We start from the raw sequence: 22778 nt of genomic DNA, 5'->3' as shown, positions 1-22778 counted from the left end.
GAAGCAGCGACTTCGCGCGTGCGTGCCGCACATCCCCACATCTGCGAAGGAGGAGAGCACGACGATGAGTGTCGACGGAGCCACTACTCAGGACTATCCGCCCCGCGTCCGGAAGGGCCGCGTTGAACGCGCCACGGCGGAAACCAGGATCGTTGTGGAGATCAACCTGGACGGAACCGGCCAGGCTGATATCTCCACCGGTCTGCCGTTCTTCGACCACATGCTGACTGCGCTGAGCACGCACGGCGCTTTCGACCTCACCGTCTGCGCGGAGGGCGATGTGGAGATTGACGCTCACCATACCGTGGAGGACACCGCGATTGTCCTGGGCCAAGCCTTCCGGGAAGCGTTGGGGGATAAGGCGGGCATCCGCCGCTTCGGCTCCCAGCTGTTGCCCATGGATGAGACCCTGGTGGAGGCCGTCGTGGATATCTCCGGGCGCGCATACTTTGTCATGAATGGGGAGCCGGAGAACCTGCAGTGGCAGGTCATCGGCGGGCACTACGCCACAGTGATCAACCGGCACTTCTTTGAAACTTTTGCCACCCACGCGGCCATGACTCTGCACGTCAATGTCCGCTACGGGCGCGACCCGCACCACATCACCGAGGCCGAGTACAAGGCTGTGGCCCGCGTACTGCGCCAGGCAACTGAGCGCGATCCGCGCATAATTGGCATTCCGTCGACGAAGGGAGCACTCTAAACCACAATGAATGTCTTGGTTCTCGTACTTTTCCTTGTTGCCGGTTTACTGGTGGGCGGCGCCTGGTCCGCCTACCAGAACGGCTCTAAGCTCATGACCGTGGTCGCCGGCGTGCTGGCCGCAGTGACGGTCGCAGCGGCGCTGGCCTGGTTGCTGGACATCTTCTCTGCAGGGACGGCGGCGAAATGAGCGGCACGGCTTCCACGAACCCAAAGAGCGTGTGGGCGGTAGCCGGCTTCAAGGAGACGATGATTGCGGTCGTCTCCGCCTTCGGCGCGTGGTCGGTGCTGCTGCCCGTGGTGCCGCTGGCAGTTCTAGACGCCGGTGGCACCGCTACTCTGGCGGGCGCGACGACGGGTGTGTTCATGCTGGCCACGGTGCTCACGCAGATGCTGACGCCGATGCTGTTGCGCCAGTGGGGATACCGGCCGGTCATGGCCATGTCTGCGTTGCTGCTGGGCGTTCCGGCCTTGGGACATATGCTGGGCGATGCCGCCCCGATCGCCCTAGGCTTCTCCGCGCTGCGCGGCATCGGCTTTGGTGCACTGACCGTCTCAGAAAGCGCCCTCATCGGCGAAATTTCTCCTCGCCGCCTGCTGGGCAAGGCCACCGGCATTTTCGGCCTCTGCGTCGGCGCTGCCCAGATGGCCTTCTTGCCGGTCGGCGTGGCCATCGCTGGGGCAGTGGGGTATAACGCCGTATACCTGCTGGCCGCGGCCCTAGGCTTGCTGGGTTTTGCCACAAGCGTGCTGGTGCCCAAGATTAAGGCGGCGCCGCTGGGCTCGTCGGACCCCGCGGATACAACGCCGCGCGCACCCATGTGGAAGCTTGTCCTCGTGCCGGCTTTGGCGCTCACGAGCTTCTCGGTGAGCTACGGCGTGGCCTCGAACTTTATCTCTCCGGCTGTGCGCGAGCTCGACCCGGAGCGCGGCGCGGTCTTGGGCGGACTCATGCTCTCCGTCATCGGCGGATCCGGCATGATCGCCCGCTACATCGCTGGCGTGGTGGCGGACCGCGTGGGCCAACCCGGCACGCTGATGATCCCGGCACAGACCTTCACCGTCGTCGGCGTGGGGCTTATCGCCGCGGTGCTGAATCAGCAGTGGCCGGTGTGGTGGCTGGTGCTGGGCGCTGTTCTCTACGGCGCGGGCTTCGGCATCGTCCAGAACGAGGCCTTGCTGTCCATGTTTGACCGGCTTCCGCGCGAGCGGCTCTCCGAGGGCTCTGCTGTGTGGAACATCTTCTACGACGGCGGCACGGGTCTGGGCTCCACAGTCTTGGGCGCGGTCGTGGCACTGACCGGCTACGACGGGGCGTTTGCCACCGGCGCCGCCATCATTGCGCTAGGCCTGCTCATGACGCTGGCAGACCGCGCCTTGGGCAAGACTCGCGTGAGCGAGACCAACGATATTAAAACCCGACTCCGCAGGATTCGACGGCGAAAGGCCTAGCTACATGACAGTAAAAAAGATCGCGCTGCTGGATTATGGTGCGGGAAACGTGCGCTCCGCCGTGCGCGCCCTCGAGCGCGTGGGCGGGGACGTCACCGTGACCCAGGATCCGGCCGTGGCCGTTGAGGCAGACGGCCTCCTGGTACCCGGCGTGGGCGCCTTCGCGCACTGCATGGAGGGCCTCAAGGCCGTGCAGGGCCCGCGCATTATTGGCCAGCGTCTGGCCGGCGGGCGGCCGGTCCTAGGTATCTGCGTGGGCATGCAGGTCCTTTTCGATTCGGGCGCCGAGCACGGCGTGGAGACCGCTGGCTGCGGCGAGTGGCCGGGACGCGTCGAAAAGCTGCACGCGGACGTTTTGCCGCACATGGGGTGGAACACGGTGGACATCCCCGACAACAGCCGGATGTTCGCGGACATCGATCCCGAGGACCGGTTCTATTTCGTCCACTCCTATGCCGCGCGCCGCTGGGAGCTGGAAACTGAAATTACTGAGCCGCCCAAGGTGGCGTGGGCGGACTACGGCGGGGACCGCTTCGTGGCCGCCGTGGATAACGAGGCACTGTGGGCCACCCAATTCCACCCGGAAAAGTCCGGGGACGTGGGCGCACAGTTGTTGAAGAACTGGATTGCAACGCTCTAAAAGCGCGGCAGAAAGCTCTGTCGCATTCGTTGACCCGGATTTTCCGAAAGGTAGACTACACACCATGAGCTTTACAGTGTTGCCCGCGGTCGACGTCGTCGATGGCCAGGCGGTCCGCCTGGACCAAGGCGAGGCCGGAACCGAGAAGTCCTATGGCTCCCCGCGTGAGGCGGCCCTGACCTGGCAGTCCCAGGGCGCGACGTGGCTGCATGCGGTGGATCTGGACGCCGCCTTCGGCCGCGGCTCCAACCACGAGTTGCTTGCGGAAATCACCACAAGCGTCGATCTGCAGGTGGAGCTGACCGGCGGGATTCGAGACGACGAATCCCTGGCCCGGGCGCTGGCCACCGGCGCGCGCCGCGTGAACATCGGAACCGCCGCGCTGGAGAATCCGGAATGGATCGCCCGCGTGCTGGCGGAACACGGGGACCGCATCGCAGTGGATCTGGCGGTGCGCGAGGTCGACGGCGAATGGCGCACCCAGGGCAATGGGTGGGTCTCCGACGGGGGCGACCTGTGGGAGGTGCTCGAGCGCCTCGACTCCGCCGGATGCACGCGCTTCGTGGTCACTGATGTGTCCAAGGACGGAACGCTGAAAGGCCCGAACATTGAGCTGCTGCGTGAGGTTGCTGCGGCGACCGACGCCGCAATCACCGCCTCCGGGGGAATCTCCACTCTGGAGGATCTCCGCAGCCTCGCCCTGTACGAGAACGAGGGAATCGACTCCGCCATTGTGGGCACAGCGCTGTATGAGAAGCGCTTCAGCATGGAGGAGGCCCTAGCCGCAGTCTCCGAGGTCACCCCGCTGCCGGCCGAGGACTACATTGACCCGATCGAGGAGGTCTAAGCCATGTCAGACAATGCTTTTCAGGCTTCCCAGGCTTCCCAGGCCGGTGGACACGGCGGACTGTCGGATCCGCGGGAACTCGTCGCTTTCGCCGAAGCGGTCGTGGACCAGGTCGATGACCTCTTCCGCTCCGGCCTAGGCGCCCCGCCCGCCCGATTTAAGGGTGAGGGCGACTTTGCCACGGAGGTCGACCTGCAGATTGAGCAGCACCTGCGCCAGACACTGACCCAGCTGACCGGCATCCCCGTCTACGGCGAGGAATCCGGCGGCAGCCTGGAGGAGACCGTGTGGGTCGTCGACCCGGTTGACGGCACCGCTAACTACTCCGCCGGCAATCCCTGCTGCGGCATCCTGGTCTCGCTGCTGCACGAGTCCAAGCCGGTCGTGGCGGTCGCGGACTTTCCTCTGCTGGGCCGGCGCGTGGTGGCCGCTGAAGGCATGCCGCTGCGTTCGAGCGGTGGACCCGCCACCGGCTTCGGAGGTGGGGAAGGGGCCCTCGGATTCGATGAGGGGCGCGGCCACGTCGGCTGCTCGTCGCATCTGCCCACCGCGCTTTTCGACGACTTGCGGGAGACCGGCCTGCGCCCGCGCATGACCGGCTCCGTGGGCCTGGATAACGCCTTTGTGGCCCAGGGTGTTTTCGACGGAGCGGTGAACTTTTCGCCGCATCCGTGGGACAACGCCGTCGGCGCGCTCATCATCAAGTCTGCTGGCGGGCGAGTGAGCGACCCCGACGGTAACGAGTGGACTGCGGCGTCGAAGGGCCTGGTCGCGGGCACCCCGCAGGTCCATGACACCATCCTGGACGCCATCGCGCGTAACCCGCGCGGGCGCCGCTAACGGTGCTAGCCTCTCGCGTCTGCGATTAGCCGCTTCCTGTTTCCCAATCCCACAGATCCCATAGAGGGGAGAGTCACCATGGCGCTTGCCGTGCGCGTAATCCCGTGCCTCGATGTCGACCACGGACGAGTGGTCAAGGGCATCAACTTTGATAACTTGCGCGATGCCGGGGACCCGGTTGAGTTGGCCGCCCGCTACGACGAGCTGGGCGCTGATGAACTCACCTTTTTGGATGTCTCCGCCTCCAAGGACGGACGGGGAACCATGCTTGACGTGGTCAAGCGCACGGCCGACCAGGTCTTCATCCCGCTCACCGTGGGCGGGGGCGTGCGCTCCGTTGAGGACGTGCGGGAATTGCTGCACGCCGGGGCCGACAAGGTCTCGGTGAATTCCTCCGCCATCGCGCGGCCGGAGCTGCTGCGTGAGCTGGCGGACGTGTTTGGCTCGCAATGCATCGTGCTGTCCGTGGACGCCCGCCGCGCGGCCGACTATCCCAGCGGATTTGAGGTCACCACGCACGGCGGCACGCAGGCGGCAGGCTTGGACGCCGTGGAGTGGGCGCGCCGCGGGGAAGAATTGGGAGTCGGTGAAATCCTGCTCAATTCGATGGACGGCGACGGCACGAAGGAAGGCTTCGACATCGAGCTCATCACCGCCGTGCGCGAGGCGGTGTCTGTCCCCGTCATCGCCTCCGGTGGTGCGGGCGCGGCCGCAGACTTCCCGCCGGCCATCGCCGCCGGCGCGGATGCCGTACTGGCAGCGAGCATCTTCCACTTCGGTGAGGTAGAAATCTCCGCCGTCAAGCAGGAACTTAGTGCCGCCGGCTACGAGGTGCGCGCATGACTGACAACGCCACAGCTGCGGAGCTGGTAGGCACGTATGAGCTCGACCGCGAGATAGCCGCGCGCCTTAAGCGCAATGCGGCCGGACTGGTCCCCGCCGTGGTCCAGGCCGAGACCGGTGAGGTTCTCATGCTGGCCTGGATGGATGACCACGCATTGGCGTACACGCTGGCAACGCGCCGCGGGACCTACTACTCCCGGTCCCGGCAGGAGTACTGGATCAAGGGGCTGACCTCAGGACATACCCAGGAAGTGCGCGGCGTGCGCCTCGATTGCGATGGCGATACCATCTTGCTGACCGTGCGGCAGTCAGGGGGCGCCTGCCATACCGGGGACCGCACCTGCTTCGATGCCGATGACTTGTTGGGAGATGATGCCAATGGCTAGGCGCATAGGGCCGATTCTGATGCTGGTGGGCGCCATTGTGCTGTGGCTGTCCTCCCGCATGACGTGGGTGAAGGCAGCGGTAGAGGATGACAAGGCCGGCTCCAGCGTGGCGGAGCTGTCTGGCTCGCTGTGGTCGCTCGAGCTCATCGCGTTGACCGTGGTGATTCTGGCAGGCAGCGTTGCAGCGCTGGCTGTGCGGCGCACCGCCCGGCGGATCGTGTCCGGCTTGACGGCCCTCGCCGCGGCGGGCGTGGCATGGCGCCCGCTTACGCTGCTTACCGCCGGTCCTGCGGCCGAGCGCGCCCAGGAGCTTCTGCAGGGCGGCACGAACGATACGTCGGTGGATGCGACGTCCATCTCCGACTGGGCCTCGGTGCTCAGCGCCGATACGCAGGCGGCCGGTCCGGCGGTGGCCCTTGTGGGGGCTGCCGTGGCCCTGTTCGGCGCGGTGATGGTGGCCAGCAACCCGGGCACTGACAAGCCACGTTCGGCAAAGTACGAGACGCCGGCGGTGCGCCAGGAGCGCCTCCGCGAGGACTTGGAGAATTCGCAGGATTCCGGGCGCGTGATGTGGGATGCGCTGGACGCGGACATCGATCCGACCGATACGGCGGCCCCGCGCACGGACGGCCCCGCGGGCCGTGAGTAGGCACTCCGCCTGCCCCCGGATTTCCGGTGCGGGCCGTGCGCGCGCTAGCCTAAGTGTGATCTCAATCGCCATCCATGTCGCCCTTGTGAGTTTCCCTTCCGGAGGGAGGTGCTGATGCCCACCCCGATCGCTGTTGACCATCTTGTAGCAGGCGTGCTTGCCGACGTCGCCGCGCGCGAAGCCCGCGTGTCCTTTAAGGAGGTCAAGGCGCGCTCCCGGGACATGGAAGCACCTCGCGATGCCGCCGCCGCATTGTTGCGCCCCGGGTGCTCCATCATCACGGAAATTAAGCGCGCGGTTCCCTATGCCGGGGAAATTGCGCACCTGTCCAGCCCGCACTCGGTGGCCACGATGGCGCACGACTTGGAGGAGGCGGGCGTCCACCTCATGGCCTGCCAGACGGATCGGCGGCGTTTCCACGGCTCGCTCGAGGACATGCGGGTGGCACGGGCTGCGGTGGATCTACCGATGATCTGCCGTGACATCATCGTGGACCCCTATCAGATCCACGAGGCCCGCTGCTATGGCGCCGACGCCATTCCTTTGCAGGTGGAGCTGCTGGATCAGGCTCGTCTGGAGTCGCTACTGGACCGGGTGGAATCCTTAGGCATGACCGCGATCCTGGAGGTGCGCAACTGCGTCGAGGTGGATCGGGTGCTTAAGGCGGGGGGAACCGTAGTGGCCGTCAATGCATGGTCTTTGGCCTCTGATGCTATTCATCGGGAGGCCTTTTCCACTATCTCCCCGGGGCTGCCGGAATCCATCACGCGGATTGCCGTGGGAGGCGTTAACAACCCGCGCAACGTGCTGTCCTACGCCGCTCACGGGGCTGATGCCATCATGGTGGGGGAGTCCGTGATGGCGGCGCAGGACCCGATGGCGCTGGCGCGTTCTTTGGTGGCCGCCGGTCAGCACCCAGCCTGCCCGTCTCGCAAGACCTCCTAAGACACCCTAGGGTCGCCGCACTGCGCGTGCGTTGTCGAAGTTGTACTTTTCAGGCACACTATTTTTCGTGCAGATTTACAACCTGGCTAACATTCCCTCCCCGCCACAAGGCGTGTGGCACCTTGGACCGATGCCGATTCGTGCGTACGCCATGTGCATCATCGCCGGCATTCTCGTCGCGATGTGGATGACCGTGCGGCGCTACACCGCCCGCGGCGGCAATGCGGACGTGGTGTGGGACGCGGCCATTGTGGTGATCCCCGCCGGCATCGTGGGCGGGCGTCTCTACCACGTCATCACGGACAACGATAAGTACTTCTGTTCCACGTGCGATCCCATCGATGCTCTCAAGATCACCAACGGTGGCTTGGGCATCTGGGGTGCCGTGGCGCTGGGCGCCTTTGCCGTGTGGGTGATGTTTAAGGTCAAGCGCATCCCGCTGGGCCCGTTCGCGGACGCCGTGGCGCCCGGGCTTATCCTGGCGCAGGCCATCGGGCGCTTGGGCAATTGGTTTAATCAGGAGCTCTATGGGCGCCAGACGGACGTGCCGTGGGCGCTGGACATCTACAATCGCGTCAACGCCAACGGTGACTACGCGCCCATCAGCGGCCGTTCTACTGGTGAGGTCCTGTTCTCGGTGCACCCGACGTTCCTGTACGAGCTGCTGTGGAACGTCGCGGTCTGCCTCTTCCTCCTGTGGGCACAGAAGGCGTGGAAGCTAGGCCACGGACGCGTCTTCGCCCTCTATGTGGCCGGCTATACGCTGGGCCGCTTCTTTGTGGAAAACATGCGCGCCGATGAAGCCACCCACATCTTCGGACTGCGCGTCAACGTGATTGTCTCCGTGGTCTGCTGTGTAGCGGCCCTCATTGTGTACTTCAGACTTCCGAAGGGGCAGGAAACTCCAGCCGAGGTGGATCCGAGCAACGCGGAGGATACCGACGCCGCCCAAACGACCCCGCGCTAGCCCCTGGGAAGGGGAGAGTAGCCCGGATCACAGAACTTTTTTAAGGGCCTGGAGCGGGCGCGGGAGGCGTCGGCCAGCACTGCCCCACAAGCCCAGACATGCCCGGTCACGCCCGTTTGTGGCCGAAATGTGGTGGCGTGGTTGTTTGCTTTGGCCGGGCTTCGAGAGCCATTGGAAACGATCCACTTGCTTTATTCAGTAGCCGAGACCAGCGAAGAGGGGTAGCTTGGGAACCGTTAGAAGCTCCCGATGTGAGTAAGGCATTCCATGTTGGATAGAAGAACCAAAATCGTTTGTACTCTGGGTCCCGCTGTGGCAAGCAAGGAGGGAATCCTGGGCTTGGTTGAGGCAGGTATGGACGTTGCACGTCTGAACATGTCTCACGGCGACCACGCAGACCACGAAGCGAACTACCGCTGGGTCCGCGAAGCCACCGATGAAACCGGCCACGCCGTGGGCGTCCTGGCTGACCTCCAGGGTCCGAAGATCCGTCTGGGTCGCTTCGTCAATGGTGAGGAGATGTGGAAGGACGGAGAAATCGTCCGCATTACCGTCGATGACATCGAAGGCACCCATGACCGCGTGTCCACCACTTACAAGGGTCTGGCCAAGGATGCCAAGCCGGGTGACCGCTTGCTGATCGATGATGGCAAGGTCGCCGTCGTGTGCAAGGAAGTCGAAGGCAACGACGTAATCTGTGAGGTCACCGAGGGTGGCCCGGTCTCCAACAACAAGGGCGTGTCCCTGCCGGGCATGGACATCTCCGTGCCGGCCCTGTCGGAGAAGGATATCGCTGACCTGCGCTTCGCGCTGAATCTCGGCGTTGACATCGTCGCCCTATCCTTCGTCCGTTCCCCGGCCGACGTGGACAAGGTCTACGAGATTATGGATGAGGAAGGTCGCCGCGTTCCGGTTATTGCCAAGCTGGAGAAGCCGGAGGCTGTCGATGCCCTCGAGTCCATCGTGCTGGCCTTCGACGCCATCATGATTGCCCGTGGCGACCTCGGCGTGGAGGTGCCGCTGGAGCAGGTTCCACTGTTCCAGAAGCGCGCCATCCAGATCGCTCGCGAGAACGCTAAGCCGGTCATCGTGGCAACCCAGATGCTGGACTCCATGATTTCCAACCTGCGTCCGACCCGAGCAGAGGCTTCCGACGTGGCTAACGCTGTGCTCGACGGCGCAGATGCCGTCATGCTCTCTGGCGAGACCTCCGTGGGTATTGACCCGCAGAACGTTGTGCGCACGATGTCCAAGATTGTGCAGCACGCCGAGCAGGGCAGCTCCGTTCCGTCGCTGACCCACGTGCCGCGCACCAAGCGTGGTGTGGTCTCCTACTCCGCACGTGATATTGCAGAGCGCCTCAACGCCAAGGCTATCGTCGCCTTCACCACCTCTGGCGACACTGCTAAGCGCGTGGCCCGTCTGCACTCTCAGCTTCCGCTGCTGGCATTCACCCCGAACCCGGCCGTTCGCTCGCAGCTGGCCCTGACCTGGGGTGCAGAGACTTTCCTGAGCCCTGAGGTCAAGTCCACCGATGACATGATGGAAGCCATCGATGAGGCGCTGCTGGGCATGGATAAGTACGAGGAAGGCGACATGATTGTCGTTATCGCTGGTACTCCTCCGGGAATCTCTGGCAACACCAACATGATTCAGGTTCACCAGCTCGGTCTGGCCGTCCAGCAGAAGTAAGTCACACTTCCTTCGGAACAACAGCGCCGCCGCGGCCTCGCTTGAGAGGCCGCGGCGGCGCTTGTTGGTTTTACTGTACCGTTCTTAGGCCGGCTCACGGGAAGAGCTGAAGAAAGGGGCGGTTGATGGCAACCGCCCTCATGCGATGCTCCCCTAGGGAGGCAGAGATACTACTTGGCTGAGATAGGTGTCGGGGCCAGCTTCCAGACCTCGTTGGCGTAGTCCGCGATGGTGCGGTCGGAAGAGAAGCGGCCGGAGTAGCAGATGTTCAGCCAAGCCTTCTTGGCCCAAGCCAGCTCGTCCGCGTCATAATCGGCGGCCATGCGGTCACGCGTCTCGCGGTAGTCCGCGAAGTCACCCAGGACGTAGTAGGTGTCCTGAGCGTCCTCGCCGAAGCCATCGAGCAGGGAGGAGCGCAGGTCACCGAACATGCCATTGTTTTCTGCACCCAGGGTGCCGTCGGTGAAGGCATCGAGCACGCGGGATAGGCCGCGCACGGAGTTGTAGAGCTCGCCCGGGTTGTACTCGGCGCGCAGCTGCGGGATCTCCTCGTTGCGGGCGCCGAAGATGTAGGCGTTCTCTTCGCCCACGGCCTCCACGATCTCCACGTTGGCGCCGTCCATGGTGCCCAAGGTGAGAGCGCCGTTCATCATGAATTTCATGTTGGAGGTACCGGAGGCCTCCTTGCCGGCCACCGAAATCTGCTCGGAGACGTCCGCTGCCGGGATGATGTGCTCGGCAGGGGAGACGTTGTAGTTTTCCACAAAGACCACGTGCAGAATGTCCTTGGTCGCCGGATCGTTGTTGACCAGCTCGCCGACGGTGTTAATGAACTTGATGATGGCCTTGGCGCGGACGTAGCCCGGGGCGGCCTTGGCACCGAAGATGAAGGTACGCTTCGGCACGGATTCGCCATCGACCTTGACACGGAAGTAGAGGTCCAGGATGTACAGCGCGTTCATGAGCTGGCGCTTGTACTCGTGGAGGCGCTTGATCTGGACGTCGAAAATGGAGTCCGGATCGACCGTCTCGTTCTGATGGGACTCGATCCAGGTGGCGAAGTCCTGCTTGTTGGCGCGCTTGATGTTGATGAGCTGGCGCAAGACCTTCTCGTCCTCAGCCAGCGGGGCGAGCTTGGCCAACTGTGTGAGGTCGGTAACCCAGTCATCGGAGCCAGCCTGCTCCGTCAGCAACGCGGACAGGCGCGGGTTGCACATACGCAGCCAGCGGCGCGGGGTGACGCCGTTGGTCTTGTTGTTGAACTTCTCCGGCCACAGCTCGTGCCACTCGGAGAGGGTATCGGCCTTGATGATCTCGGTGTGCAGTGCTGCCACACCGTTGATGGAGTAGGCGGCGTAGCAGGCGATCCAGGCCATGTGGACCTGTCCGTCGGAGACCGGAGCCATGTAGTCGATGCGGTCTTGGTCGAGCCCACGCTGCGCCATGTCCTCGCGGAAGCGGCGGTCGATCTCCTCCACCAGCTGCCAGATGCGCCAGAACAGCTTCTGGAAGATGGAGACCTCCCAGCTCTCCAGGGCCTCTGCCAGGACCGTGTGGTTGGTGTAGGCGAAGGTCTCGGTGACCACCTTCCAGGCCTCGTCCCAGCCCATCCCGTGATCGTCGAGAAGCAGGCGCAGCAGTTCCGGGATGGCAAGCACCGGGTGGGTGTCATTGAGCTGGATGCAGTTGTACTTGGCAAAGCCGGTGAGGTCCTCGCCGTGGTGCTCAATGTAGTTGTCAATCATCTGCTGCAGCGACGCAGAGACGAAGAAATACTGCTGACGCACACGGAGGACCTTGCCCTCGTATGTGGCGTCATTGGGGTAGAGGACGCGGCAGATATCCATGACGCGCTCGCGGTCCACGATGGCCTCGGTAAAGCGCTGGGAGTTAAACGCGTCATAGTCGAACTCGTTGATGGGCTCAGACTTCCACAGGCGCAGGGTGCCCACGTTGTCGGTGCCGTAGCCGGTGATCGGCATGTCATAGGGGATGGCGCGCACATCCATGTCGTCGAAGTGGACCAGGCGCTGCTCGGAGGCGCGGCGAATGACAAAGTCATAGCCGTTTTCCATCCAGGCATCCGGTTCCTCGTGCTGGAAGCCGTTGTCAAAGCTCTGGCGGAACAGGCCGTAGCGGTAGAGCAGGCCGTAGCCGGTCACCGGGTAGTCCTGGGTCACGGCGGAGTCGAGGAAGCACGCGGCGAGGCGGCCCAGGCCACCGTTGCCCAACGCGGCATCGTGCTCGGCCTCGAGAATATCCGCCAGCTCGTGGCCGGCGGCCTGCGCGGCGGCGCGGGCGTCATCGACCAAACCGACGTTGGTCAGGTTGTTGAGCAGCGCGCGGCCCTGCAGGAACTCAGCGGAGAAGTAGTGCTGCTGGCGTGCGGCCGCGTAGGCGCGGCGGGTGGCCTCCCAATTATCGGCGATCTGCTCCATGACGGAGGAAGACAAGCCCGACCAGAACTTGCGGTTCGAGGCAGAAGGCGGGGTGACGCCGGCAGCTGCGCGAACGTGCGCGGGAACAGCGGTCTGAAAATCGGAATGCTGAGGCTGGCTCATGAAAAGTCCTTACAGTTGAGCGGAAAACAGAATCCAATTCCCAAGAGTATCTAGTTCAGGCACGGCCTGCAGGGAGGTGAGAGGCCCCAGCGGTGGTGCCGAATTAGCCCGCGGCGCGCCCCAGAAACGACAGGGCTGCGGCAGCACCCGCGCGGGTGGCGGAGTCCATCGTGGGGGCGTAGTCCGGCAGGAACGTGGATTGGTGGTTGACCGGCGGATTATTGAGTTGATCCTCTGGGGTGCAGCCGACAAACCAGAAGTTGTACGGCACGCCCCAGGCCTGTGGGAGATAGCAGAAATCCTCCGAAACTGTGGCGGGTTCCGCTGTAACAGATAACTCCCCAAAAACGTCATCGAAGGCGGCGCGCACGGTGCCATGCACAGCCTCGTCGTTATCGGTGACCTCTCCATGTGCGTAGTACTCAAAGGTGGGCTCGGCCGGGCAGCCGGAGGCCACGCACTCCGCGCGCACCATGCGCTCAAGGGAGGCGTAGACGCGCTGGGCCAGTTCGGGTTTGTAGTAGCGGGTATTGAGGACCAGCTCGGCACTGCCCGGGATAATGTTGTTCTTGTCGCCTGAATGAAGCTCGCCGACGGAGATGACGAAGAAATCGTGCGGAGCAACCTCGCGGCCCACGATGGCCTGCAGGCGGGTGACCACCATGGCGGCGACATAAGACGGATCGATCGCCTCGTGCGGCATGGAGGCATGCGCGGAGCGGCCGGTGATGTGGATGCGCAGCGAATCGCAACCGGCCAAGATGGGGCCGGCGATGGACTGGACCTGGCCGGCGGGGCCGGGCATGATGTGCTGGCCCAGGCACACGTCGGGCTTCGGCACGCGCTCGGTGAGCTTATCCGCCACCATGTACTTCGCGCCCATGGAGGATTCCTCGGCGGGCTGGAAGAGGGCCAGGAAGGTGCCCTGCCAGGCCTCCCGGTGGGCGTCGAGCAGCGCGCAGGCGCCCAGCAGCGCGGTGGTGTGGACGTCGTGCCCGCAGGCATGCATTGCGCCGTTTGTGGCGGCGAACTCGACGCCGGTTTCCTCAGCCACAGGCAGGCCGTCGAAGTCCGCGCGCATCAGTGCAGTGGGGCCGTCGCCGTTGCGGAAGATAGCCACCATGCCAAAGCCGCCGATGCCCGTGACCACCTCGCAGTCGTAGGACTTCAGCTGCTCCTGGATGCGCCCGGCGGTGCGCTCCTCCTCGTGGGAGAGCTCCGGGTGGGCGTGCAGGTCCTCATAGAAGGCGCGCTGCCAGCTCAGGTCGACCGAGCCGTCCGTGAGCAGGCGCGCGAGCGCCGGGTTAACTGTGGGATCTGCCATAGTCCTCATCCTTTAACTTAGGGTAGGGTTACCTTCATGCCAATGATTCAGTTTGATGTTTTAGTGCCGGATGACCACGCGGAACGGGTGGCCGAAATCTTTTCGACCGCAACGCACAGGCTCGTGGACAACGGCTCGCTAGCCTCCGCCGACGTTACTCGCGTGGCGGAGCCCACGATTCCGGAGGGGCTGGAGGAGCAGCTGCGCCAGACCTACCGCGACGAGCATGAGGACCGCGACCTCGAGGGTGCACACGTGCACCGCTATGCCATTCAAGTCGCGGGGGTTACCGGGTCTGTCAACCAGCTCACCATGGTGCTCTCGCGCCTGCTTACACCGCACGCGGTGCTACCGAAGGACCACGTTTTGCTCGAGGATGAGGTGGCCCATGAGCGCCCCGCCATCTTCCCGTGGGCGGTGCAGGTTAACCCCTAGGCGGTGACACGTCGGGGGAGTGCCTAGCCGCGGGGCAGGGACTGAATGAAATCCTCGGTGAGGCGCGCGGCGGCGTCGCTTAGCTGCTGTGCCACGTTGTCTGCTCGGCCTGCTGGGTCTGCTGGCTCAAGCTGCTGCACCAGCGCGCCGTCCGGGGTGTCGTCCGTGATGGAGCCGGCGATGATGCCCAGGCGGGTGGGGGTGTCCGCCCCCGTGGGCTCCGCGGCGATTTCTGCCACGGTGCCCACCACCTTGCCGGTCAGGGACTGCTCGTCAAAGCGCCCCTCGCCGGTAATGACGAGGTCCGCCTCGGCCACGCGCTCGGGCAGGCCGAGCGCGTCAGCCACGAAGTGCCCGCCCGGCACGACTTCGCAGTGCTCCTCGTTTCCCCACAGGGTGCGCGAGAGCCAGCTCAGCGCAATCGGCACGCCGCCGGCCGCGCCCATGAACGGCGCCTCAGGATCCGTGCCGGTGACTTCACAGAGCTGCAACATCGCTCCGGCGAGGAGGGCCACCTGCTCGCCCTCGGCGCCTTTCTGGGGACCGTACATGGTGGCTGCCTGCACGGGGACTGCGCGGGTATCAGTCACCAGCGTGTAGTCCAACATGCCGGCCTTCATGTTGAGCTGGGCGGTGTCGATGTGGTCGAGGTGCACCAGGGGTGCGCCGCCCTTGGGGAGTGCATACCCGCGTGCGTCGTGCGCCGCCGCCCCGAGGGCTGCCAGGATCCCCAGGCCGCCGTCGATGCTGGCGGTGCCGCCCAGTCCCAACGTGATGCGGCGCGCGCCCCGGGCCTCGGCGTCGGCGATGAGCACGCCCGTGCCGTAGGAATCGGCGTGGAGGGGGTCTAGGGCATCGGCCACGGCGGGCAGGCCGGTCGCCGCCGCGACGTCGATAAATGCCTCGTCGCCGACAAGAACGTAGCTGGCCTCAGTGAGTCGGCCCACGGCGTCGGTGGTGGGCAAGGTGATGGTCTGTCCTGGGGTGCCGCGCCGGGCCACGGCGGCGCTGGCGAGGACCTCCGCGGTGCCCTCTCCGCCATCGGCCATGGGGAGGGTGGTCACGGTCGCGTCAGGGAAGGAACCTGCCAACGCGCGCCGCACGCCCAACGCAATCGCGGCGGCGGCTTCAGCGGCGGTGGCGGTGCCTTTAAACGAGTCTGGGGCAACGAGAATGCGCATGCCCACGAGTATATGAGGGCCCTATCCGGTGGCTTAATTTCAGGGCGCTGAGCTGGGCGCGAGGAAGAAATCAGTACGCACGTCTTGCAATTTAGGTCAATTGATAGAAAACTAATCGGTGTTCATTGCCTCACGCGGTGGCCCCGAAGCTACCGCAGCATGGAAGGATCGCAATGTCCATCGACCAGCAGATTTCTGACTATTACAGCAAGCTCCTCGAACGCAATGCGGGTGAGCCGGAATTCCACCAGGCCCTGTCTGAGGTACTGGATTCGCTCAAGATCGTCCTCAACAAGGACCCGCACTACGCTGACTACGGCTTGGTCGAGCGCCTGTGCGAGCCGGAGCGCCAGCTCATCTTCCGAGTGCCGTGGGTCGATGACAACGGTGATATTCAGGTCAACCGCGGATTCCGCGTCCAATTCAACTCCGCGCTCGGCCCCTACAAGGGCGGCCTGCGCTTCCACCCCAGCGTGAACCTGGGCATCATCAAGTTCCTCGGCTTCGAGCAGATCTTTAAGAACTCCCTCACCGGCCTGCCCATCGGCGGTGGCAAGGGCGGCTCCGACTTCGACCCGAAGGGCAAGTCTGATGCCGAGGTCATGCGCTTTTGCCAGTCCTTTATGACGGAGTTGCACAACCACATTGGTGAGTACCGCGACGTCCCGGCCGGTGACATCGGCGTGGGCGGCCGCGAGATTGGCTACCTCTTTGGCCAGTACCGCCGGCTGGAGAACAAACACGAGTCCGGCGTGCTCACCGGCAAGGGCCTGACCTGGGGCGGTTCCCTCGTGCGTACCGAGGCCACCGGCTACGGCTTGGTGTACCTGACTTCCGAGATGATGAAGACCCACGGGGAGTCCTTCGATGGCGCCAAGGTTATTGTCTCCGGTTCCGGCAACGTGGCCATCTACGCAGCGGAGAAGGTCCAGCAGCTGGGCGGCACCGTCGTGGCTATGTCTGATTCCTCCGGCTACATCACCACCCCGAATGGCGTGGACCTGGAGCTGCTTAAGGACGTCAAGGAGGTCCGCCGCGAACGTATCTCCGCCTACGCCAAGGAAGCCGGCGAGGGCGTGGACTACCACGCGGGTGGCAACGTGTGGGAGGTCCCCGCAGACGTGGCCCTGCCGTGCGCTACCCAGAACGAGTTGGACGGCGACGCCGCGAAGCTGCTGGCGGAGAACAAGGTGCGCTACGTTGCTGAGGGCGCGAACATGCCGTGCACCCCGGAGGCCGTGCACTACTTCCTCAACAACAATGTGGCCTTCGCGCCGGGCAAGGCCGCCAACGCTGGTGGTGTGGCAACCTCCGCGCTGGAGATGCAGCAGAACGCCTCGCGTGACTCCTGGTCCTTCGACTACACCGACCAGCGCCTGCACGACATCATGTCTAACATCTTCAAAAACATTGATAAGACCTCCAAGGAATACGGCTTGGAGGGAGACTATGTGGCCGGCGCGAACATCGCGGGCTTCAAGAAGGTTGCAGACGCCATGCTGGCGCAGGGCGTTATCTAAGCGCACTCCCTAACGGCACTCTGACACGCTCAACCTCCCGCGGCACGGCCTGCGGGAGGTTTTCGCTGTACACACCCGCGTGGGATACGGGGCGGTGGCGTGGGCCTTGGTTAGGCTGGTGCCATGTACCGCGTTTTTGAGTCCCTTGATGAACTTGTTCGCAACCTGGAGCAGGCGTATGCCGTTCCGATGACTTCCAACTGCATGGTTCCGCGCCACGAGATGCTTGCGCTTCTCGACGATTTGCGTAACGCCCTCCCCGTCGAAATGGATGACGCCCAGGACGTCCTGGATAAGCAGGACGAGATCCTGCAGGGCGCCGAAGAGCGCGCCCATGCGATTATTTCCGACGCAAACGCGGAGGCCGATGACACCCTGGCCCGCGCCCGCGAGGATTCCGATGCCATGCTGGCGGACGCTCAGCATCGTTCCACCACGATGGTGGCTAAGGCCGAGGACGAAGCGGCCAACCTGGTCGATGACGCCCGCGCCGACGCCGAGCGCACCCGCTCCCAGGCCGACGAGGAGTACCAGCGCACCGTCGCCGCCGGCCAGGCGGAGCAGGAGCGCCTCGTCTCCGAGTCTGAGGTGGTCCGCCGCGCTGATGAGGAGGCGCACCGCATTGTCGAAAGCGCGCACTCTGAGTCGAACCGCCTGCGCACCGAGTGCGATGAGTTTGTCGATGCCAAGCTGGGCGAGTTCGAATCCACCCTATCCGACCTGCTGCGCACGGTGAACAATGACCGTTCCGCCCTGCGCCGTGGTGCGGGCGTTCGCTCCCGGAGCGAGTCCCGCGATCCGCGCGACGCTTACGGCGAGAGCCGCGACTCCTACGGTGAGGGCCGCGAGTCCTACGGCGATAGCCGCCCGCGCGGGGGTCGCGCGCCGCGCGCACCGCGCGACTACTAAAAGCAGGGGAAGCGAGAAAGCGGGGGGTTAAGCCCTTGGCGCTCTCTGCGCCCTAGGCGGCCGCCCAGGAGCGGCGCGTCTGGCGCGCCTCCGAGGTCACAGCCGGCGCGGTCGGCGTAGAAGGCGCTGAAGCTGCAGAAGGCTCAGCATGCGCAGAAGGCGCAGAGGGATCAGTAGCGGGCATACGGCTGAGCGCTACAGCGATGCCGGAGGCGACGAGCCCGGGCAGGGCGTAGAGGAGCCACATGGTGGCAAAACCGGGGGCCTCCGAGGTCGAGTGGGGGATGGGGTCCCAGGCGGCGTCGACAAGCACCAGCGCTGCCTGCACCGCGCCCACGCCGGCCATCATGACGCCTACGACCATGCAGACCGCGGAATAGGGCTCGCGCGCACCCCACGCGATAAACCCGGCGAGCAGGGAGAACAGGGCGGCAGAGATGATGATGGTGGAGCTAAAGTGCAGCGGCAGCAGCATGACAGCGCCCACCCCAACGCCGGCGAGGACGCTGGCCACGGTGACGTCTCGCAGTTTGAGGCCATCCTCGCCGTACACGCTGGGATGACTCTTCTTCAGCAGCCGGCGGCACAGGATTCCCACGACCGCCAACGCGACGGCAGGGACGAGGCAGCGCAGTGGGAAGACCACCGCGAGGTCGCGTGCCGTGGCGCCGAGGGCGGCCGAGTTAATAGTGTGCAAGCTCATACTGTGCAACGATAAGTGCGCGTTGACCTGTTGGCGAGTGCTGGAGCCAAGTGTTTACCAGGCTATGCCCTGAAGGACAGGTTCCTGACAGACAGGGGAGAAGACTGGCAGGAAGCACGGCGCGGGACTGGGGCGGGGCACAGGGTAGGCTAGTGAGCGCTATGAATTCACCATTGAAGTTCGACGTGACGGAATTGCTCCGCAGCCAGGGCGCCGACGCGCTGCCTGAGCACCGTGTACAGACTGGCCCCGCCCCCGAGCGCATCGGCGTAGAAATGATTGCCATCCCGCAGGGCGACGAGCTGACGGTGGACGCCACCTTGACCCCGCTTGGCTCGGGAGTCCTCGTGGACGCCGATGTCACCGGCACCCTCAGCGGCGAATGCGCGCGTTGCCTCAAGGAACTGCACCCGCCGCTGGATGTGCACGTTTCCCAGGTTTTTGCCGCCGATGAGTCCTTCATCAGCGGCGATTCCGCCGACGTCGAGGACGAAGGCTCCGGCGACGAGGTCCCGGAGATTAAGGACGGCATCCTGGATCTTCTGCAGACCGTCATCGATGAGGCCGGCCTCACACTGCCCTTCGCGCCGACTTGTGAGGATGGCTGCGACGTGGACACGCCGGAGGGAGTCACCACCGGTGTCTCCGGCGAAGAAGAGCGCGTTGACCCGCGCTGGTCCGGGCTGGAGAAGTTCCTATGAGCAAGAAGAAGAAGCTGACAGGGGAGCAGGCGCTGGCCGCAGCCTATGCCGAGGTAGACCACGCCCCACTGCTGCAGTCACTGGGCATTACGATCAGCGATGAGCACCTGCGCCTGGCGTTGACGCACCGCTCCTTTGCCAACGAAAACGGCTACCTGCCCAACAACGAGCGCCTCGAGTTCTTAGGGGATGCGGTGCTGGGCCTTTCGATTGCCGCCAAGCTGTATGAGAAGTACCCGTCGCGGCCGGAGTCGGACATCTCTAAGATGCGTGCCTCCATCGTCTCGCGCTACGGACTCTCCGATATTGCCCGCGAGATCGAGCTGGGCAAGCACATCCTGCTGGGCAAGGGCGAGCAGGCCACCGGCGGGCGCGATAAGGACTCCATCTTGGCCGATACTACCGAGGCCATCCTGGGCGCCATCTACCGCGAGCATGGCTTCGAGGCGGCCCGCGGCGTGATCCTGCACCTGTTCGCCGCCAAGATTGACAACGCCGTGGTCTCCGGGCGCCACATGGACTGGAAGACTACCCTCCAGGAGCTGTGCGCGGAGCTGAAGGCGGCCATGCCGGTTTATTCGGCCACCTCTACAGGTCCGGAGCATGACCAAACCTTTAGCGCGGTGGCTACCGTGGCCGGGCTTACGGTGGGCCGCGGCACCGGGCACAACAAGAAGCTGGCGGAGCAGCAGGCCGCCGAGGAAGCCTGCCAGGCGCTGCGGGAGACCCCGCTGCTGGTGCAGGGCACTGCCGCCAAAGAGAGCTAGATGCCGGAGCTGCCTGAAGTAGAATCCGTCCGCCGCGGGCTAGCACCCCACGTGGTGGGGCGTAGCTTCGCCTCCGTGGAGGTTCTCCACCCGCGCGCCAACCGCGGGCAGGACGAGCCGCTGTCTGCGCTGCTGGTGGGGCGAGGTATCGCCGCGGTGGCGCGGCGGGGAAAGTTCATGTGGCTGGAGTTCGCCGACGAGGACCCCACCGATCCGGGGCGCGACGTCCTCTTCATTCACCTGGGCATGTCCGGCCAGGTGCGCATCGGTGAGGTGACCTCGCCACACGTGCGCATCGAGGCGGTGCTGGACGACGCCACCCGGCTCAGCTTCGTGGATCAGCGCACCTTCGGCTACTGGCGGGTCGGGCCGTGGCAGGACATGGCGCACATCGCGCCCGACCCGCTTGAGGACGCCTTCGACGTCACCGCCACCGCGCGGCGCATGCGCGCGAAGAAAACCCCGGTCAAGGTGGCGCTGCTGGACCAGACCGTGGTCAGCGGCGTGGGCAATATCTACGCCGACGAGGCCCTGTGGGCGGCACAGATTTCTCCCCGCAAGAAGGCGAATACTTTGCGTCAGCGCGATGCCGTGGCTCTCCTCGGCGCCGCCGCGGACGTCATGCGCTCTGCCCTGCGCGTGGGCGGAACCAGCTTCGATGCTCTCTACGTCAACGTCAACGGCGAGTCCGGGTACTTCGACCGCTCGCTGCATGCCTATGGCCGCGGCGGGCTGCCGTGCGATCGCTGTGGCACCGAACTGGTCAAAACGGTGCTAGGTGGGCGCGGTACCCACTACTGCCCGCGCTGCCAGGTGGCTTCCCGCCGGTAGTTTTCACCCCTGCGAGTAGGACAGGGAAGGGCTGGGCCGATAGGGTGTTACCCATGCAAGAAATCTTTAGCACCGTGATTGGTGCCATAAACAACAGCCTGTGGTCCTACGTGCTGCCGTGGCTGCTCATCGCTGCAGGCCTGTTCTTCGGCATCCGCACCGCGCTGGTGCAGGTGCGCATGGTGCCGGACATGTTCAAGGCGGTCGTCGAAAAGCCCAAGGGCGTCGGTGCCGACGAGGACGCCGACTACGGCGGTATTTCCGCCTTCAAGGCCTTCACCATCTCCGCGGCCTCACGCGTGGGCACCGGCAACGTCGCCGGCGTGGCCGTAGCCATCTCCGTGGGTGGTCCGGGCGCGGTGTTCTGGATGTGGATCATCGCCATCCTGGGCGGCGCCACCGCTTTCGTGGAGTCCACCTTGGCGCAGCTGTGGAAGGTGCGCGAGGGAGACGCCTACCGCGGCGGCCCCGCCTACTACATGTCCCGCGGCCTGGGGTGGACCCCGCTGGCCACCATCTTCTCCGTGGCCATCGCGATTACCTTCGGCTGGTTCTACAACGCCTTCCAGACCAACGCCATCTCCGACTCCCTGGCAACCTCCTTTGGCCAGGACTCCACCGCGTTTAAGGCCGGGGTGGGCATTGCCATCGTCATCGTCTCCGGCCTCATCATCGTCGGCGGCGTGCAGCGTATTGCGTCCATGACGCAGTTCATCGTGCCGTTCATGGCGCTGGCTTACCTGGTGGTGGGCCTTATCGTCGTGGCCCTGAACTTTGACAAGGTGCCGGACATGATCGTTGCCATCGTCGGCTCTGCCTTCGGATTCCGCGAGGCAGCCGGCGCGACTTTGGGCCTGGCCATGCTCAAGGGCATCCAGCGCGGCCTGTTCTCCAACGAGGCCGGCGAGGGTTCCGCGCCGAACGCAGCGGCGACGGCCACCGTGTCCCACCCGGTCAAGCAGGGCCTGGTGCAGACCCTGGGCGTCTACTTCGACACCCTGGTGGTGTGCTCCATTACCGCCTTCATCATCCTGCTGGGCACGGACTTCGAGACCTTCGGCTCGGACTCCATCGAGGGCGTCACCCTGACCCAGAACGCTCTGTCTGGCACGGTGGGTGACTGGGGCATCCACTTCGTCACCTTCATCCTCTTCTTCCTGGCGTTCTCTTCGATTCTGGGTAACTACTACCTTGCGGAGTCCAACGTGGAGTACCTCTCCGACAAGAAGTGGGTGCTGTGGGCCTTCCGCATCATCGTGCTGGCCTTCGTCTTCTACGGCGCGGTGGCCCCGCTGGGCACCATCTTCGACTTGGCCGATACCGGTGCGGCCATCATGGTGCTGCTCAACATTCTGGCTATCGTGCCGCTGTCCGGCGTGGCCATCAAGCTGCTCAAGAACTACAACGAGCAGCGCCGCAAGGGCGTGGACCCGGTGTTCCACCGAGACATGCTGCCGGAGCTGAAGAACGTGGAATGCTGGGACGGCTCCGATCCGGTGACTCGCCGCAGCGCGGAAGACCGCCGCCAGCTGCAGCACCAGCACGATCTGGGAGACCACACCAACTTGAGGGAGTACTAAATGGCTGACACCGCACAGCGCCTGACGGCCTTCGTCCACGGCACGGTCCAGGGCGTGGGCTTCCGCTGGTGGACGCGCTCGCGAGCCCTGGAGCTCGGCCTGGCCGGGCACGCGACAAACCTGCGGGACGGACGTGTCCAGGTTATCGCCGAGGGCCCGCGCGCCGACTGCGAGCGTCTTCTCGAACTGCTGCGAGAGGAGCCATCCACCACGCGCCGCCCGGGCGTGGTGAACGCGGTGGTGGAGCAGTGGGCGGACCCGCGCGGCGAGTCCGGCTTCATTGAGCGCTAGGCGTTGACGCTA

Annotated in this window: 24 protein-coding genes; 20 read left to right on the top strand and 4 right to left on the bottom strand. The window is 64.8% G+C overall.

Features of this window, described 5'->3' with window-relative positions:
• Positions 1-64: 64 nt before the first annotated feature.
• The 12 genes from hisB to pyk all read left to right on the top strand — a co-directional run bounded on the left by hisB (position 65) and on the right by pyk (position 9963).
• On the top strand, positions 65-703 hold the full coding sequence (gene hisB, locus ACLI1P_RS08540) for an imidazoleglycerol-phosphate dehydratase HisB (protein ID WP_411708559.1): 639 nt from the start codon (positions 65-67) through the stop codon (positions 701-703).
• Between the two features lie 6 nt (positions 704-709).
• Positions 710-892 carry a hypothetical protein gene (locus tag ACLI1P_RS08535; RefSeq protein ID WP_296131317.1) on the top strand — a complete coding sequence of 61 codons (183 nt, stop codon included), beginning with the start codon at positions 710-712 and terminating at the stop codon, positions 890-892.
• Positions 889-2154, top strand: coding sequence for an MFS transporter (locus ACLI1P_RS08530; RefSeq protein WP_296131321.1), 1266 nt, complete (start codon positions 889-891; stop codon positions 2152-2154). Before ACLI1P_RS08535 ends, ACLI1P_RS08530 begins: the two co-directional genes overlap by 4 nt.
• Before the next feature lie 4 nt (positions 2155-2158).
• Positions 2159-2794: an imidazole glycerol phosphate synthase subunit HisH gene (gene hisH, locus ACLI1P_RS08525; protein WP_296131324.1), complete on the top strand. Its 636-nt coding sequence runs from the start codon at positions 2159-2161 to the stop codon at positions 2792-2794.
• Between the two features lie 64 nt (positions 2795-2858).
• A complete protein-coding gene (gene priA / locus ACLI1P_RS08520; RefSeq protein ID WP_408931208.1) occupies positions 2859-3641 on the top strand; it encodes a bifunctional 1-(5-phosphoribosyl)-5-((5-phosphoribosylamino)methylideneamino)imidazole-4-carboxamide isomerase/phosphoribosylanthranilate isomerase PriA in 783 nt (260 codons plus the stop codon).
• Positions 3642-3701: 60 nt separating this feature from the next.
• Entirely contained in the window at positions 3702-4481 is a 780-nt protein-coding gene (locus ACLI1P_RS08515) for an inositol monophosphatase family protein (protein WP_306506846.1), read from the top strand.
• A gap of 78 nt (positions 4482-4559) precedes the next feature.
• Positions 4560-5324: an imidazole glycerol phosphate synthase subunit HisF gene (hisF, locus tag ACLI1P_RS08510; RefSeq protein ID WP_411708558.1), complete on the top strand. Its 765-nt coding sequence runs from the start codon at positions 4560-4562 to the stop codon at positions 5322-5324.
• Positions 5321-5710, top strand: coding sequence for a phosphoribosyl-AMP cyclohydrolase (hisI, locus tag ACLI1P_RS08505; RefSeq protein WP_306506730.1), 390 nt, complete (start codon positions 5321-5323; stop codon positions 5708-5710). The genes hisF and hisI overlap by 4 nt, the downstream gene beginning before the upstream one ends.
• Positions 5703-6359 carry a TIGR02234 family membrane protein gene (locus ACLI1P_RS08500; protein WP_408930689.1) on the top strand — a complete coding sequence of 219 codons (657 nt, stop codon included), beginning with the start codon at positions 5703-5705 and terminating at the stop codon, positions 6357-6359. Before hisI ends, ACLI1P_RS08500 begins: the two co-directional genes overlap by 8 nt.
• Positions 6360-6473: 114 nt before the next feature.
• Positions 6474-7304 (top strand): indole-3-glycerol phosphate synthase TrpC, encoded by an 831-nt coding sequence (locus ACLI1P_RS08495; protein WP_411708557.1) that lies wholly within the window; start codon positions 6474-6476, stop codon positions 7302-7304.
• 67 nt (positions 7305-7371) lie between these two features.
• Positions 7372-8271 carry a prolipoprotein diacylglyceryl transferase gene (lgt, locus tag ACLI1P_RS08490; RefSeq protein WP_296131340.1) on the top strand — a complete coding sequence of 300 codons (900 nt, stop codon included), beginning with the start codon at positions 7372-7374 and terminating at the stop codon, positions 8269-8271.
• Positions 8272-8541: 270 nt separating this feature from the next.
• The gene (pyk, locus tag ACLI1P_RS08485) at positions 8542-9963 is read left to right on the top strand and encodes a pyruvate kinase (protein ID WP_296131482.1); all 1422 of its coding nucleotides are present in this window, start codon (positions 8542-8544) and stop codon (positions 9961-9963) included.
• Between the two features lie 170 nt (positions 9964-10133).
• Here pyk and ACLI1P_RS08480 read toward each other — a convergent pair whose 3' ends face one another.
• Together ACLI1P_RS08480 and ACLI1P_RS08475 are read right to left on the bottom strand one after the other, a co-directional pair.
• Positions 10134-12524, bottom strand: coding sequence for a glycogen/starch/alpha-glucan phosphorylase (locus tag ACLI1P_RS08480; RefSeq protein ID WP_411708556.1), 2391 nt, complete (start codon positions 12522-12524; stop codon positions 10134-10136).
• 103 nt (positions 12525-12627) lie between these two features.
• Positions 12628-13848 (bottom strand): amidohydrolase, encoded by a 1221-nt coding sequence (locus tag ACLI1P_RS08475; RefSeq protein WP_411708555.1) that lies wholly within the window; start codon positions 13846-13848, stop codon positions 12628-12630.
• A gap of 36 nt (positions 13849-13884) precedes the next feature.
• Between ACLI1P_RS08475 and ACLI1P_RS08470 the strand changes: the two genes are divergently transcribed.
• Positions 13885-14283, top strand: coding sequence for a hypothetical protein (locus ACLI1P_RS08470; RefSeq protein WP_411708554.1), 399 nt, complete (start codon positions 13885-13887; stop codon positions 14281-14283).
• A gap of 23 nt (positions 14284-14306) precedes the next feature.
• On the opposite strand, the gene ACLI1P_RS08465 is transcribed toward ACLI1P_RS08470, so the two are convergent.
• Complete coding sequence (locus tag ACLI1P_RS08465; protein ID WP_411708553.1) at positions 14307-15464, bottom strand: glycerate kinase; 1158 nt, start codon at positions 15462-15464, stop codon at positions 14307-14309.
• 173 nt (positions 15465-15637) lie between these two features.
• Between ACLI1P_RS08465 and gdhA the strand changes: the two genes are divergently transcribed.
• Both gdhA and ACLI1P_RS08455 read left to right on the top strand, forming a co-directional pair.
• Positions 15638-16984 (top strand): NADP-specific glutamate dehydrogenase, encoded by a 1347-nt coding sequence (gene gdhA, locus ACLI1P_RS08460; RefSeq protein WP_408931215.1) that lies wholly within the window; start codon positions 15638-15640, stop codon positions 16982-16984.
• A gap of 123 nt (positions 16985-17107) precedes the next feature.
• Complete coding sequence (locus tag ACLI1P_RS08455; RefSeq protein WP_411708552.1) at positions 17108-17893, top strand: DivIVA domain-containing protein; 786 nt, start codon at positions 17108-17110, stop codon at positions 17891-17893.
• Positions 17894-17945: 52 nt separating this feature from the next.
• Here ACLI1P_RS08455 and ACLI1P_RS08450 read toward each other — a convergent pair whose 3' ends face one another.
• Complete coding sequence (locus tag ACLI1P_RS08450; protein ID WP_411708551.1) at positions 17946-18596, bottom strand: hypothetical protein; 651 nt, start codon at positions 18594-18596, stop codon at positions 17946-17948.
• Between the two features lie 161 nt (positions 18597-18757).
• On the opposite strand from ACLI1P_RS08450, the gene ACLI1P_RS08445 reads away from it, so the two are divergent.
• The 5 genes from ACLI1P_RS08445 to ACLI1P_RS08425 are packed head-to-tail and all read left to right on the top strand — an operon-like array spanning position 18758 to position 22766.
• Complete coding sequence (locus tag ACLI1P_RS08445; RefSeq protein ID WP_411708550.1) at positions 18758-19297, top strand: YceD family protein; 540 nt, start codon at positions 18758-18760, stop codon at positions 19295-19297.
• The gene (rnc, locus tag ACLI1P_RS08440) at positions 19294-20064 is read left to right on the top strand and encodes a ribonuclease III (RefSeq protein WP_408930679.1); all 771 of its coding nucleotides are present in this window, start codon (positions 19294-19296) and stop codon (positions 20062-20064) included. The genes ACLI1P_RS08445 and rnc overlap by 4 nt, the downstream gene beginning before the upstream one ends.
• A complete protein-coding gene (gene mutM, locus ACLI1P_RS08435) occupies positions 20065-20895 on the top strand; it encodes a bifunctional DNA-formamidopyrimidine glycosylase/DNA-(apurinic or apyrimidinic site) lyase (RefSeq protein ID WP_411708549.1) in 831 nt (276 codons plus the stop codon).
• A 53-nt stretch (positions 20896-20948) separates the two neighbouring features.
• Positions 20949-22475 (top strand): alanine/glycine:cation symporter family protein, encoded by a 1527-nt coding sequence (locus ACLI1P_RS08430; protein WP_411708548.1) that lies wholly within the window; start codon positions 20949-20951, stop codon positions 22473-22475.
• Positions 22476-22766: an acylphosphatase gene (locus ACLI1P_RS08425; protein WP_411708547.1), complete on the top strand. Its 291-nt coding sequence runs from the start codon at positions 22476-22478 to the stop codon at positions 22764-22766.
• The last annotated feature ends 12 nt before the right edge of the window (positions 22767-22778 follow it).

It is taken from the genome of Corynebacterium tardum (genome assembly GCF_046717785.1).
In the GTDB taxonomy this organism is placed as follows: domain Bacteria; phylum Actinomycetota; class Actinomycetes; order Mycobacteriales; family Mycobacteriaceae; genus Corynebacterium.
This window is presented reverse-complemented; position numbering and strand designations above follow the sequence as displayed.

Bases quoted from the DNA above. Each gene is read 5' to 3' on its own strand.
- hisB (WP_411708559.1), top strand. From the start codon at position 65: ATGAGTGTCGACGGAGCCACTACTCAGGACTATCCGCCCCGCGTCCGG.
- ACLI1P_RS08535 (WP_296131317.1), top strand. From the start codon at position 710: ATGAATGTCTTGGTTCTCGTACTTTTCCTTGTTGCCGGTTTACTGGTG.
- ACLI1P_RS08530 (WP_296131321.1), top strand. From the start codon at position 889: ATGAGCGGCACGGCTTCCACGAACCCAAAGAGCGTGTGGGCGGTAGCC.
- hisH (WP_296131324.1), top strand. From the start codon at position 2,159: ATGACAGTAAAAAAGATCGCGCTGCTGGATTATGGTGCGGGAAACGTG.
- priA (WP_408931208.1), top strand. From the start codon at position 2,859: ATGAGCTTTACAGTGTTGCCCGCGGTCGACGTCGTCGATGGCCAGGCG.
- hisF (WP_411708558.1), top strand. From the start codon at position 4,560: ATGGCGCTTGCCGTGCGCGTAATCCCGTGCCTCGATGTCGACCACGGA.
- hisI (WP_306506730.1), top strand. From the start codon at position 5,321: ATGACTGACAACGCCACAGCTGCGGAGCTGGTAGGCACGTATGAGCTC.
- ACLI1P_RS08500 (WP_408930689.1), top strand. From the start codon at position 5,703: ATGGCTAGGCGCATAGGGCCGATTCTGATGCTGGTGGGCGCCATTGTG.
- ACLI1P_RS08495 (WP_411708557.1), top strand. From the start codon at position 6,474: ATGCCCACCCCGATCGCTGTTGACCATCTTGTAGCAGGCGTGCTTGCC.
- ACLI1P_RS08480 (WP_411708556.1), bottom strand. From the start codon at position 12,524: ATGAGCCAGCCTCAGCATTCCGATTTTCAGACCGCTGTTCCCGCGCAC.
- ACLI1P_RS08475 (WP_411708555.1), bottom strand. From the start codon at position 13,848: ATGGCAGATCCCACAGTTAACCCGGCGCTCGCGCGCCTGCTCACGGAC.
- ACLI1P_RS08470 (WP_411708554.1), top strand. From the start codon at position 13,885: ATGCCAATGATTCAGTTTGATGTTTTAGTGCCGGATGACCACGCGGAA.
- ACLI1P_RS08465 (WP_411708553.1), bottom strand. From the start codon at position 15,464: ATGCGCATTCTCGTTGCCCCAGACTCGTTTAAAGGCACCGCCACCGCC.
- gdhA (WP_408931215.1), top strand. From the start codon at position 15,638: ATGTCCATCGACCAGCAGATTTCTGACTATTACAGCAAGCTCCTCGAA.
- ACLI1P_RS08455 (WP_411708552.1), top strand. From the start codon at position 17,108: ATGTACCGCGTTTTTGAGTCCCTTGATGAACTTGTTCGCAACCTGGAG.
- ACLI1P_RS08450 (WP_411708551.1), bottom strand. From the start codon at position 18,596: ATGAGCTTGCACACTATTAACTCGGCCGCCCTCGGCGCCACGGCACGC.
- ACLI1P_RS08445 (WP_411708550.1), top strand. From the start codon at position 18,758: ATGAATTCACCATTGAAGTTCGACGTGACGGAATTGCTCCGCAGCCAG.
- rnc (WP_408930679.1), top strand. From the start codon at position 19,294: ATGAGCAAGAAGAAGAAGCTGACAGGGGAGCAGGCGCTGGCCGCAGCC.
- mutM (WP_411708549.1), top strand. From the start codon at position 20,065: ATGCCGGAGCTGCCTGAAGTAGAATCCGTCCGCCGCGGGCTAGCACCC.
- ACLI1P_RS08430 (WP_411708548.1), top strand. From the start codon at position 20,949: ATGCAAGAAATCTTTAGCACCGTGATTGGTGCCATAAACAACAGCCTG.
- ACLI1P_RS08425 (WP_411708547.1), top strand. From the start codon at position 22,476: ATGGCTGACACCGCACAGCGCCTGACGGCCTTCGTCCACGGCACGGTC.